A 13,317-nucleotide genomic window follows, 5' to 3' on the forward strand; every position below is an offset into this window, starting at 1 on the left:
CAATCACCAAAAATATTCCGCAACAAGCTAACAATACTTTTGCAAGTTTGTCCATAAACATATAATGGTTTCCCCTTTGTTTCGTTGTTTTCTATTTTAATTCGACAACTGTTACGCCTAGGCCTCCCTCGCCCATGTCACCGTAACGGAAGGTTTTCACGCCGCGATGCTTCTTCAAGTAATCTTGTACACCTTGGCGAAGTGCTCCTGTCCCCTTACCGTGAATAATTGATACGCGAGGATAGCTTGCAAGCTGGGCATCATCTAAGTATTTCTCAACGCGCGCCATTGCATTTTCAAATCGTTCACCACGAAGGTCAAGTTCTAATGAAACGTGATAGTCTCTACCTTTTACCGTTGCAACTGCTTTTTTCTCTGTTTGCTTCGGTGTGTTAATGTATTCCATATTAGATTCTTTTACTTTCATCTTCAGAATACCGATTTGTACGCTCCACTCTGTATCGCTTACTTTTTCAAGTAGTTGACCTTTTTGACCGAATGTTAATACTTTTACTTCATCACCTGCGCGTAACTGTTGTTTCGGCGCAGTGTTTTTCACGTTTACTTTTTGTTTCTTCACAAGCTCTGGCGCTGCACCTTCTAGACGGCTCTTCGCTTCAATTAGCTCGTGATCTTTCACGTTTGCAAGTTGTGCTTTACGCAATTGACGAAGTTCTTGAATAATGCCTTCCGCTTCTTTCTTTGCAGCTTCGACTTTTTCTTCCCCTTCTTTTTGCGCTTTTAATAATCGTTCATCACGATCTTCGTTAAATTCAATGATTTGACGTTGTAAATCGCGATGAAGTTTTTCAGATTGCTTGCGAAGTGCTTCTGCTTCGTTCCAGTCACGCTCTGCGTTCTTTTGACTTTCTTCTAACTTCGCAATCATATTTTCAATTTTATTCGTATCTGTACTAATGTGATTACGAGCTTGATCAATCACGCGATCAGATAGCCCAAGGCGTTTCGAAATTTCGAAGGCATTACTACGTCCTGGTACACCGATTAATAATTTATACGTTGGGCTTAATGTATTTACATCAAACTCAACGCTCGCATTAATAACTTGCTCACGGTTGTATCCGTATGCTTTTAATTCTGGATAATGCGTCGTTGCAACAACGCGAGCACCGCGATTACATACTTCATCTAAAATCGAAATTGCTAGTGCAGCACCTTCTTGTGGGTCTGTTCCAGCACCTAATTCATCGAATAAAACTAAGCTTTCAAAATCAGCTTTTTCCAAAATATCAACAATGTTCACCATATGTGAGGAGAACGTACTTAAACTTTGTTCAATCGATTGCTCATCACCGATATCAGCAAATATATTTTTAAATACACAAATCTCTGACTCATCCATTACTGGAATGTGAAGACCAGATTGCGCCATTAATACACAAATACCAACTGTTTTCAGCGTAACTGTTTTACCACCTGTATTCGGTCCTGTAATAACAATTGTCGTGAAATCTTTACCTAACATAATGTTATTTGGCACGATAATTTCTGGATCAATGAGCGGATGGCGTGCTTGTCTTAAATCCATGTAACGCTCATTGTTTACGATTGGTTTTGTTGCTTTAATACGCTTCGCATAAAAAGCTTTCGCAAAGATGAAATCAAGATTCGCAACTACTTCTACGTTAGATAAAACGATATCGGCTTCTACTGCCACTTCTTCTGTTAACATCAATAAGATGCGTTCGATTTCTTGTTTTTCTTTCACACGTGCTTCTTGAAGCGCGTTATTTAATTCTACAATGACTTGCGGTTCAATAAATAACGTTTGTCCAGAAGCTGATTGATCGTGAACAATACCGCCATATACGCCGCGGTATTCTTGTTTTACTGGGATTACGTAACGTTCATTACGAATCGTTACAATCGAGTCAGACAGCATCTTTTGTGCGTTTGAAGAGCGCGTCATATTTTCTAACTTTTCACGAATACGGCTTTCCGCCGTACGAATTTGAGTACGAATACCACGCAGTTTATCACTTGCGCTATCGACTACTTCACCGCCGTCACCGATACAATTTGTAATTTTCTTTTCTAAATCATATAAAGATACAATTTGAGCGACGTGAGTTTCTAAAATCGGAAGCTCGACACCGTTATCAGCCATATCTTCAATGAAACGTTTCATATTACGACTACCATACATCGTATTCGCAATATCAAGTAATTCATTTGGACTTAACATACTCCCAATTTTTGCACGCTTCACATTGGAGCGAATATCTGTAATACCACCTAATGGTGCACTACCTTTTAAACGAATAACTTTCGCAGCTTCATCCGTTGTATCTTGCATTTCTACAATTTCTTCAAAATCAGTGCTCGGCACTAAATGCTTCACTTTGTCACGACCAAGTGAAGATGCTGTATGTTCAAGTAATTGTTCTTTTACTTTATTGTATTCTAATACACGCAACGTTCTTTCTAACATGTTGCAGGTCCCCCTTGTGTTACTTATTACGTTTAATATAGTCTAATAAACGTTCAATATCCCACGTGTTAATCACGTTATCTTTTTGAATCCAACCTTTACGTGCTGCTGCTACACCTGTTTCCATATCTTCTAACATTTCAAGCGTATGAGCATCCGTATTAATCGCTACTTTCACACCAGCATCTTGTGCTTGTTTTAATAATTTCGCACTTAAATCTAGACGGTTCGGATTCGCATTTAATTCTAAAACTGTATTTGTTTCTTTTGCGAGTTCAATTAATAAATCTGTATCTACATCATAACCCTCACGACGCCCGAGAAGACGTCCTGTCGGATGGGCAATCATTGTAACATGTTTATTCTCAAGTGCAGTACGTAGACGCTTCATAATCGTTTCACGGTCTTGTGAGAAGCTAGAGTGAATCGCTCCAATGACATAGTCTAATTCTTCTAATACTTCATCATCAAAATCAAGCGAGGCATCTGGTAAAATGTCCATTTCAATTCCGCGTAAAATTGTAATGTCTGGATACTTTTCATTCATACGTTCAATTTCTTTTGCTTGCTCACGAAGACGCTCTTTCGTTAAACCATTCGCTACTTTTAAGTATTGCGAGTGATCAGTAATCGCCATAAACTTATATCCACGAGCACGGCACGCTTGTACCATTTCTTCAATAGAAAAAGCACCGTCACTCCAAGTTGTATGCATATGTAAATCACCTTGTATATCGGAAAACTGAATTAAGTTCGGATACTCTTTAATTAATTCAATTTCTTTTCCATCTTCACGCACTTCTGGCGGAATAAATGGCAGACCGAAATGAGCAAAGAAGTCTTCTTCAGTCTCAAATGTTTTCACTTCACCTGTTTCTAAGTTCTCTACACCGTACTCACTAATTTTCTCGCCTTTATCTTTTGCGATTTGACGCATTTTTACGTTATGGTCTTTTGATCCTGTAAAATGGTGAAGTGTTGTAATAAACTCTTCTGGTTTTACTAAGCGGAAATCGATTGAAATATCATATTCATATTGAAGACGAACAGAAACTTTCGTATCCCCACTTGCGATTACCTCAATCATATTATCGAATTGGAGTAAATGCTCACGTACCGCTGCTGGTTCTGTCGTTGCAATGATAAAATCTAAATCTTTCACTGTTTCTCTCGCGCGGCGCAAACTACCAGCGCGAGAGAAACGAATTACTTCAGCAATATTCGACAATTTCTCCTCTATTTCCCCGGCAATAGGCAATACCATCGCAATTGGTAAACGCTCTGGACGAGAGCCTACTTGATCGATTGCTTCTAATATTTTCTCTTCTGTCTTCTTACCGAAACCAGCTAAAGCTTGTACTTTATTTTCCTCACAAGCAGCTTTTAACGTCTCCATATCAATAACGCCTAGCTCTTTATATAACTTAGCCACCTTTTTACCACCAAGACCTGGTAGTTTTAATAACGGCAATAAGCTACTTGGTACTTCTTTTTCAAGTTCTTGTAATACTTCAGATGTTCCCGATTCTATATATTCTTGAATAACTGCTGCTGTTCCTTTTCCGATGCCCGGAATCTTCGTGAAATCTTCAATTTCAGAAAGACTACGATCGTCACTTTCTAATGCTGCTGCCGCTTTACGAAATGCAGATATTTTAAATGGATTCGCGCCTTTTAGTTCCATAAAAAGCCCGATTGTCTCTAATAATTTGATAACTTGTTTTTTATTTACTTTCATCATTACCCCGCCTTTCTTTCATAGAAAAAAACTTCTCTTTCCGAAAAAAGAGAAGTTATACTCTGCTACCTGTCTGCCATAGTTCCTTCACCTTTTCAGATAGAATCGGTGTATCGTCTACAATTATTTTGCTAATTGATGATTTTTGTAATGGTGTTTGTACTTGTTCAATCGGAAGAATGTTTCCAATGATAATTAAGACAAACAAAACAATATATACTTCTAAAAATCCGAGGATTGCCCCGGCAAACGCATTTACTTGCTTTAAAACCGGTATTTCTGCAAACATATTTAACAAATTACCAAGTAATGAAAGTGCTATTTTTGTAATAATAAACAATATGATAAACGCAAGCGCTTGATAAAATACTGTCTCAATATTATTTGCATCAATCCATTCTGGAACAGATACGTTTTTATCAAATGGATACGGAATAAATTTCGCAAGTGCTGGCGCTAAATCTTTACAGTACCAGTATGCAACAAGGTATGCGATAATAAAGCTTGTTAACTTTACAAGTTGCAGAATAAACCCTCTGCGTAAGCCGAGGAAAAATCCCATAACAAGCAGTAAAATGATAATAATATCAATCATGTTATTCCATTCCTTTTTTTGTCATACTTTCTTTCAATTTCTCATGTTCTTCTTTTAATTTTATGTAATCGTGTATGACGTTTACCGCCGTCAATACCGCTAGTCTACTCGTGTCAAGCGAAGGATTCTTGGCATTGAGTTCGCGCATTTTATCATCCACAATCGCTGCTACCATGCGGATATGACTTGTACTTTCATCGCCAACAACTGAATATTGTTGACCATAGATTTCTACATTAATTCGACTTTTCTTTCCCTTTTGTTGTGACAACTCACCGGCCTCCAATCACGTACAGAATCCTAAAGTTTATCATACCATGAACCTTCATAATATGGAAACAGAAAGAACAATCCGATATGATAAAAATAACAATATAAAAAAAGGGGCGACCATTATGTCAAATTCTATCGTAATTCAAACAAATTCTACAGTAATTGAAGACATGAAACAACAATATAAACATTCGCTTAGCCCGAAAACTCCGCAAGGCGGGATCTTCATGGCAAAGGTACCATCTTGCACGATTACAGCGTATAAATCTGGAAAAGTAATGTTCCAAGGAGGCCGCGCTGAAGCAGAAGCTTCTCGTTGGCAAACTGTCTCTCAAACACCCAAAACAGCTGTAAAAAAAACTGTCGATTCACATCGTTATGCACCGCCTGCTTCCATCAGTACAATGTCTATTGTAGGGTCTGATGAAGTTGGTACGGGAGATTTCTTTGGACCGATGACAGTCGTTGCTGTATATGTAGATGCAAAGCAAATTCCACTACTAAAAGAACTTGGTGTAAAAGACTCTAAAAACTTAAATGACGATCAAATTACTGCCATTGCGAAACAACTTCTACATGTTGTTCCTTACAGCTCTCTTGTCCTTCATAATGAAAAATATAACGAGCTATTTGATAAAGGAAACAACCAAGGTAAGCTAAAAGCCTTGCTACATAATAAAGCTATTACAAACTTATTAGGTAAAATGGCACCTACAAAACCTGAAGGCGTCTTAATCGATCAATTCACACAACCTGATACATACTATAAATATTTAGCAAAACAAAAACAGGTACAGCGTGAAAATGTTTATTTCGCGACGAAAGGTGAAAGCGTCCATTTAGCAGTAGCCGCTGCTTCTATTTTAGCTCGCTACTCATTCGTAAAACAGTTTGACGAACTAAGCAAAAAAGCTGGTATGCCACTTCCAAAAGGTGCTGGTAAACAAGTTGATATTGCTGCAGCTAAATTAATTCAAAAGCTTGGTAAAGAACGCTTACCCGAGTTTGTGAAACTGCATTTCGCTAATACGGAGAAGGCGTTTCGCTTATTAAAATAGTATCGACAAAAACAGGAGCCTACAAACTCCTGTTTTTTGTTTCACCCTACTATTGTCCTTATAGTTTTGTGACAATTACAATATACAGATTATTCTAACATACGAGGAGATTCCCATTGCTACTTCTACAAATGATTCTAAATATTTTACTAGGCGATCCACACGAAAGACAGTTCAAAATTAGAGAAAATATTCAGATACTAAGTGAAAAGCCTGCATTCAATAATTTAAAGGAGGGAATTTATATAAACGCTGTAAAAGTGAAAAAGTTATTATATGTTTTCGTACATCTCGTAGGTCCACTTTCTTACTTCATTATTTCTACTGTTTGGGGCACTTTCTTCACTACTAAATCCACATTCGAAAACATATCTGATAGCCTTAGCGTTATGGCCATCTATCACGTGTTCATGAGTTTACTATGGTTTTTCTATTTAGATCGATTAGACAAAGACATAAATAAGATTACAAAAGAAATTAACGATAATAAGATGTAACACATAACAAAGGAGAGCCCTTAAGACTCTCCTTTGTTATGTTAGCTTCGTTTCTGCTTCTTATTTGATGAAGATACTTTATGAGAACCTGTTTCATGTGTCGTCGTTCCTTGTCCTTCAACTTCTGGAGAACCTAGGCTTGATCTTGAATGATCTTTTTTCACTTTTTTACTCATTTATATTCACCCCTTCGCGTTACTTTTTGCTACGGGAGAATAAACTATACAAAATAAAAAAGCGAGAGGAAATCCTCTCGCTTTTTTCATATTTTAGAATTCAGAAGAACCTGGAGTTCTTGGGAATGGAATTACGTCACGGATGTTAGCCATGCCAGTGATGTACATTAGGAAGCGCTCGAAACCTAGACCAAATCCAGCGTGTTTTGTACCGCCGTATTTTCTAAGTTCTAAGTACCACCAGTAGTCCTCTTCGTTCATACCTAATTCTTTAATTCTGTCTACTAAAACGTCCATTCTTTCTTCACGTTGGCTTCCGCCGATTAATTCGCCGATGCCAGGAACTAGAAGGTCAGTAGCAGCTACTGTTTTACCGTCTTCATTCAAACGCATGTAGAATGCTTTAATGTCTTTTGGATAGTCAGTTACGAATACAGGGCGTTTGAAGATTTCTTCTGATAAGTATCTTTCGTGCTCTGTTTGTAAGTCAATTCCCCATTCTACTGGGTATTTGAAGTCAGCACCTGATTCTTGAAGCACTTTAATTGCTTCTGTATAAGTGATGCGACCGAAGTCAGAGTTAATTACGTTGTTCATGCGCTCAAGAACTGTTTTATCAACGAAGCTGTTGAAGAATTCCATTTCTTCTGGTGCATGCTCTAATACGTATTTCATTGCATATTTCAGCATATCTTCTGTAAGGTTCATTACGTCCCCTAGTTCAGCGAATGCAATCTCAGGCTCAACCATCCAGAACTCAGCAGCGTGGCGAGTTGTGTTTGAGTTTTCTGCACGGAATGTAGGTCCGAATGTGTATACGTCACGGAATGCTAATGCATAAGCTTCAGCGTTCAGCTGTCCACTTACTGTTAAGTTTGTTTCTTTACCGAAGAAGTCTTTTGACTCATCAACTTTTCCGTCTTCACCTTTTGGTAGGTTATTTAAATCTTGCGTTGTTACGCGGAACATTTCGCCAGCACCTTCTGTATCACTACCAGTGATGATTGGTGTGTGAACATGTACGAATCCACGCTCTTGGAAGAATTGGTGAATCGCAAATGCTGCGATAGAACGTACGCGGAACGTTGCAGAGAATGCATTTGTTCTTGGACGTAAGTGAGCGATTGTACGTAAGTATTCAAACGTATGACGTTTCTTTTGAAGTGGGTAATCAGAATCTGATAAACCCTCGATATCAATTTTTTCTGCTTTAATTTCAAATGGTTGCTTCGCTCCAGGCGTTGCAATTACTTTACCTTCTACTTTAACTGAAGAGCTAAGTGGAAGTTTTGCAATTTCTTTGAAGTTCTCTAATTCTGTATCGAAAACGATTTGAACGCTTTTGAAGAAGCTACCGTCGTTTAATTCGATGAAACCAAATGCTTTTGAATCACGTAAGTTACGAATCCACCCTGATACTTGTACTGTTTGATCTGCATACTTTTCTGTATCTCTATACAGACTTTTTACTAATGTGTTTTCCATAGTGAAATTCTCCTTTGCTCATATATTTAAATACAAAAAAACCTTTCATCCATAAAGGGACGAAAGGTTAAACTTCGCGGTACCACCCAATTTGTCATAAAGACCAACTTTAACTCGTATGTAATACATACTTCCCGGTTTATAACAGGCCGGATTCCCGTCTAAGCCTACTCTTGAATATAAGATTCAATTTCGGTTAGCAACTCCAAGGTGTTCTTCACATATACCGCCTCATCAGGCTCTCACCGTCCCTGACTCGCTTTGGATTATAGTATATACTACTTTTCCTTATCATCGTCTTTCATTTTGTTAAACTAAAATTAATGTACTACATTCGAGAGAAAGATGCAAGATGCCAAAAAATATATGAGCGATTTTTGTAATATATCGACTTACCGATAGTGTCCGACAACCAATCCGGCAATTTTCTAATTACTTACGTAACTCCGCACCGAATTTCTCTTCTACCGTTGTTAGTACACGGTTATGTGCTTCTGTTACTTCTTCGTCTGTTAATGTACGTTCTGCATCGAAGTAAGTCATAGAGAATGCAAGTGATTTCTTGCCTTCTTCCATTTTTTCACCTTCGTATAAGTCGAATAATGTTACATCTTTCAGAAGTTCTCCGCCAGCTTCAGCAATGACTTGCTTCATTTCACCAGCTTTTGTTTCTTTTGTTACTACAACAGCCATATCACGCGTCATAGATGGGAAACGTGGAATTGCTGCGTAGTAAGTTTCTTCTGCGTCTGCACCGAATACTTTTACAAGAGATAGTTCGAATACGAATGTATTTTTCACATCTAATTGTTTTTCTGCTTCTGGGTGCAATTGACCGATGAAACCAATTACTTCGCCATCCAATACGATGTCAGCTGTACGGCCTGGGTGCATACCTTCACGTTTTGCTGGTGCATATGTGATTTGGTTTGAAACGCCAAGCACGTCGAATAGTCCTTCTAGTACACCTTTCACAACGAAGAAGTCTACTACTTTCTTCTCACCTTGCCATGCATGGTGAAGAGCAAGACCTGTCATAACACCTGCAAGATGTTGTTCTTCTTTCGGAAGTTCTCCTTCTTCTGTCGGTAAGAAGATAGAACCTACCTCGTATAAAGCAACGCTGTCGTTTTTACGAGCGACATTGTATGAAACTGCTTCTAGTAATTGCGGTACTAAGCTTAAACGAAGTTGGCTACGTTCTTCACTCATTGGAAGTGCAAGACCTACAGGCGCCTTTTCGTTTGGCTCAACCATATATTGTTTCGCTTTATCAGCGCTTGTTAATGAATACGTGATTGCTTCATATAAACCAGCACCCTCTAAGAAGCGGCGTACTTTACGACGTTTCGTTTGTGCTGATGTTAATTTACCACGAGTCATCGTTCCAGAAGGTAATGTAACTGGAATATGGTCATAACCGTATAAACGGCCCACTTCTTCTACTAAGTCTTCTGAAATTGTAATATCAGGACGACGTGCTGGTACATTTACATGGAATGTTCCTTCTACTTCTGTGAATGGGAATTTCAAGTTTGTGAACATTGTACCCATTTCACTCGCAGAAATATTTGTACCTAATACACGGTTTACTTTTTCAGCAGTAACAGATACTGTACGCTCTTGTACTTGTAAGTTGTCAGCTTCTACCACACCTTCAAGTGCTTCACCACCAGCATATTTCGCCATTAAAGCAGCTGCGTGTTGAATTGCTTCAAATGTACGTGTTGGGTCGATTCCTTTTTCGAAACGTGCACTTGATTCACTACGAAGACCTAAGTCTTTTGATGTACGACGTACTGTTTGACCTGCAAAGTATGCAGACTCAATTAGAACGTTTACTGTCTCATTTGTAACTTCAGAATCCGCCCCGCCCATTACACCAGCAACAGCTAAAGCTTTCGTGCCGTTTGTAATTACAAGATGGTGGCTTTGTAATGTACGCTCTTGATCATCTAACGTTTCAATTTTTTCGCCTTCTTTTGCAAGACGAACAACGATTTCTTTTGAACCTAATTTATCGTAATCGAATGCATGTAACGGTTGACCGTATTCCATTAAAATGTAGTTTGTAATATCAACTACGTTGCTAATTGGACGAATGCCAGCTGCCATAAGACGAGTTTGCATCCACATTGGTGATGGACCAATCTTTACGTTTTTAACCATTTTTGCAATGTATAACGGGTTTTCTTCTTTCGCTTCTACACTTACAGAAATATAATCAGAAGTTTTTTCTGCTGTTTCTTGTAAGTCGATAGCTGGAAGTTTTACTTCGCGGCCATAAATAGCAGCTACTTCATATGCAACACCTAACATGTTTAGGCAATCTGCACGGTTTGGTGTTAAGCCAAGCTCAAGTACTTCATCATGTAAGTTTAAAATTTCAAGTGCATCTGCACCAACTTCAGCGTCACTTGGGAAGATGAAGATACCATCTGTGTATTCTTTTGAAACTAACTTTCCATCAATACCAAGCTCTTGAAGAGCACAAACCATACCGTGAGAAGCTTCACCGCGTAGTTTTGCTTTTTTGATTTTGAAGTTACCAGGAAGTACAGCTCCAACTTTTGCAACTGGTACTTTTAAACCTTTTGCAATGTTAGCAGCTCCACAAATAATTTGAACTGGCTCTTCTTCACCGATATCGATTAAGCATTTGCTTAATTTATCAGCTTCTGGGTGTTTTTCACATTCTAATACGTGACCAACTACAACACCTTTTACACCTTTATTTAATACTTCAACGCCTTCTACTTCAATACCACTTTTCGTGATTTTGTCTGCTAGTTCTTGTGCTGTTACATCTTTAATATCTACATACTCTTGTAACCAACGATATGATACGAACATATTTATCCTCTCCTTCCCTTACGCTCGTTTGAATTGTTGTAAGAAACGTACATCATTTGTATAGAAATGACGAATGTCATCTACTCCGTATTTCAACATTGCGATACGCTCTGCGCCCATACCGAATGCGAAACCTTGATATTCTTTTGAATCATAACCAGCCATTTCAAGTACGTTCGGGTGAACCATACCTGCGCCTAGAATTTCAATCCAGCCAGTTCCTTTACAAGTGCCGCAACCTTTGCCATGACACATCATACAAGAAATATCCATCTCTACAGATGGCTCTGTGAATGGGAAGAAACTTGGACGAAGACGGATTTCACGATCTTCACCGAACATCTTTTTCACGAATACTTGCAGTGTACCTTTTAAGTCACTCATACGAATGTTTTTATCAATTACAAGACCTTCAATTTGCATGAACTGATGTGAATGCGTCGCATCGTCGTCATCACGGCGATACACTTTACCAGGACAAATAATTTTAATCGGGCCTTTTTCTTTATTATTTTCCATCGTACGTGCTTGCACAGAAGATGTATGTGTACGTAGTAACGTTTCTTCTGTAATGTAGAATGTATCTTGCATATCACGTGCTGGGTGATCTTTCGGTAAGTTTAGTGCTTCGAAGTTGTAGTAGTCTTTTTCTACTTCTGTTCCTTCAGCTACTTCATAACCCATACCGATGAATACATCTTCAATTTGCTCAACAACAGCTGTTAACGGATGGTGACAACCTGTTTCAACAGGACGACCTGGCAGTGTAACATCGATTGTTTCAGTAGCTAATTTCGCTTCGATTACCGCTTTTTCTAAGTTACTAATTTTGTCATCTAAACGCGTTTGAATCGCTTCACGCACTTCATTTACTAATGCTCCCATACGTGGACGCTCTTCTGCTGACAATTTTCCCATGCCGCGTAATACTTCTGTAATTGGGCCTTTTTTTCCTAAATACGCTACGCGTACGTCGTTTAAGCTCTTTAGCTCTTTCGCTTCTTCAATAAGCTCTAACGCTTTTTGCTTTAGCTCTTTTAAACGTGCTTCCATTTTGGAACCCTCCTAATTTTAAAAATAAAAAAACCTCGCTCCCAAAAAGGGACGAGGTAAATTCGCGGTACCACCCTAAATTGACAGAACAAGTCTGCCCACTCATTAGTTATAACGATCAATTCTGACCGGAACGCCTTTACATATACATGGTCCTGGCGTCAACTCCAGAGGTGAATTCACTTCCGTCTACCATAAGAATGCTTTCAGTCTACGGCACTCTCTCCCTATATGGCGATTTTGTAAGTTACTCTTCTCTATCAACGTTTTTCGTTATTTAACTTTTAATATAATGTACTTCAACTTATTATAAGAAGTTTTTTATTTGTTCGCAACCGGGCTTTGCAAATAATACGTTAAAATCCCTGCTGCAACCGCAACATTTAATGATTCTGCCCCGCCGTAAATCGGAATATACAAGTTTTGATCCGTTTTTGCAAGAATTTCTTGGCGTACGCCGTTCCCTTCATTTCCTACAATTAATGCAAAACTGCCAGCCGGCGTTACTTCACCATACGGAACTCCATTTTCAAGAGCTGTTCCATATACAGGAACGTTATTTTCTTTTAACTTGTCTACCCATTCTTCTAAGTTCCCTTTTACAATTGGTAAGTGGAAAATAGAGCCTTGTGTAGAGCGGAGTACTTTACTATTATAAACATCAACACAACCTTCTCCAAGCACAACGGCGTGAATACCAGCTGCATCAGCTGTACGAATAATTGTTCCTAAATTACCTGGGTCTTGCAGGCCATCTAATAAAAGGAATTTCCCATCAGTAAGAGCTACTTCTTTCTCATGCTTCTCACAAACAGCAAATACACCTTGTGTCGTTTCTGTTTCACGAAGTATTTTGACAATCGCCTCAGGTACGATATACATTTCCACATCATTAACTGTCCAATCTTTCGGAAGGTCTGTCTGATCTGAAACGATAAGTTCCGTTACAATTCCTGCCTTCAAAGCTTCCTCGACTAAGTGGAATCCTTCTACAAAAAATAAACCTTTTTTATCGCGTTCTTTTTTCGTTTGCAGCTTTTTCCACTGCTTTACACGCGGATTTTGTACTGAATCAATGTTTTTCATAATATGTATTTCCCTCTCTTCTTGTCTTATCATTATAGCCTATTTTTCATA

At 38.5% G+C, this 13,317-nt stretch carries 11 protein-coding genes and 2 other annotated features; of the genes, 2 read left to right on the plus strand and 9 right to left on the minus strand.

Annotation, left to right across the window (positions count from 1 at the left end; genetic code table 11):
* Positions 1-91 precede the first annotated feature (91 nt).
* Genes AXW78_RS21920 through zapA form a run of 4 tightly spaced genes read right to left on the minus strand, consistent with a single transcriptional unit; the run spans position 92 to position 5,056 of the window.
* On the minus strand, positions 92-2,452 hold the full coding sequence (locus tag AXW78_RS21920) for an endonuclease MutS2 (protein WP_000893712.1): 2,361 nt from the start codon (positions 2,450-2,452) through the stop codon (positions 92-94).
* A 19-nt stretch (positions 2,453-2,471) separates the two neighbouring features.
* Entirely contained in the window at positions 2,472-4,190 is a 1,719-nt protein-coding gene (gene polX, locus AXW78_RS21925) for a DNA polymerase/3'-5' exonuclease PolX (protein ID WP_000867512.1), read from the minus strand.
* A 55-nt stretch (positions 4,191-4,245) separates the two neighbouring features.
* Positions 4,246-4,785: a CvpA family protein gene (locus tag AXW78_RS21930; RefSeq protein WP_000565412.1), complete on the minus strand. Its 540-nt coding sequence runs from the start codon at positions 4,783-4,785 to the stop codon at positions 4,246-4,248.
* A gap of 1 nt (position 4,786) precedes the next feature.
* The gene (zapA, locus tag AXW78_RS21935) at positions 4,787-5,056 is read right to left on the minus strand and encodes a cell division protein ZapA (protein ID WP_000082701.1); all 270 of its coding nucleotides are present in this window, start codon (positions 5,054-5,056) and stop codon (positions 4,787-4,789) included.
* A gap of 124 nt (positions 5,057-5,180) precedes the next feature.
* Here zapA and rnhC point away from each other — a divergent pair, with 124 nt between their 5' ends.
* Together rnhC and AXW78_RS21945 are read left to right on the plus strand one after the other, a co-directional pair.
* Positions 5,181-6,116, plus strand: a complete 936-nt coding sequence (gene rnhC / locus AXW78_RS21940; protein WP_000071595.1) for a ribonuclease HIII — start codon at positions 5,181-5,183, stop codon at positions 6,114-6,116.
* Positions 6,117-6,361: 245 nt separating this feature from the next.
* A complete protein-coding gene (locus AXW78_RS21945) occupies positions 6,362-6,613 on the plus strand; it encodes a hypothetical protein (protein WP_061884861.1) in 252 nt (83 codons plus the stop codon).
* Positions 6,614-6,654: 41 nt separating this feature from the next.
* Here the strand turns inward: AXW78_RS21945 and AXW78_RS21950 are convergent, their stop codons facing one another.
* The 5 genes from AXW78_RS21950 to AXW78_RS21970 all read right to left on the minus strand — a co-directional run bounded on the left by AXW78_RS21950 (position 6,655) and on the right by AXW78_RS21970 (position 13,299).
* A complete protein-coding gene (locus tag AXW78_RS21950; RefSeq protein WP_000039594.1) occupies positions 6,655-6,789 on the minus strand; it encodes a YuzL family protein in 135 nt (44 codons plus the stop codon).
* Positions 6,790-6,882: 93 nt separating this feature from the next.
* Complete coding sequence (gene asnS, locus AXW78_RS21955; protein WP_000432177.1) at positions 6,883-8,274, minus strand: asparagine--tRNA ligase; 1,392 nt, start codon at positions 8,272-8,274, stop codon at positions 6,883-6,885.
* A gap of 52 nt (positions 8,275-8,326) precedes the next feature.
* Positions 8,327-8,578: a binding site (T-box leader), on the minus strand.
* 128 nt (positions 8,579-8,706) lie between these two features.
* On the minus strand, positions 8,707-11,127 hold the full coding sequence (gene pheT, locus AXW78_RS21960; protein WP_061884652.1) for a phenylalanine--tRNA ligase subunit beta: 2,421 nt from the start codon (positions 11,125-11,127) through the stop codon (positions 8,707-8,709).
* A gap of 18 nt (positions 11,128-11,145) precedes the next feature.
* Positions 11,146-12,180, minus strand: a complete 1,035-nt coding sequence (gene pheS / locus AXW78_RS21965) for a phenylalanine--tRNA ligase subunit alpha (protein ID WP_000388226.1) — start codon at positions 12,178-12,180, stop codon at positions 11,146-11,148.
* Between the two features lie 44 nt (positions 12,181-12,224).
* Positions 12,225-12,453 (minus strand) — a binding site (T-box leader).
* A 48-nt stretch (positions 12,454-12,501) separates the two neighbouring features.
* A complete protein-coding gene (locus tag AXW78_RS21970; protein WP_001986644.1) occupies positions 12,502-13,299 on the minus strand; it encodes a TrmH family RNA methyltransferase in 798 nt (265 codons plus the stop codon).
* Positions 13,300-13,317: the final 18 nt, after the last annotated feature.

Origin of the sequence: Bacillus thuringiensis, from assembly GCF_001595725.1 — a bacterium.
Taxonomy (GTDB): domain Bacteria; phylum Bacillota; class Bacilli; order Bacillales; family Bacillaceae_G; genus Bacillus_A; species Bacillus_A thuringiensis_K.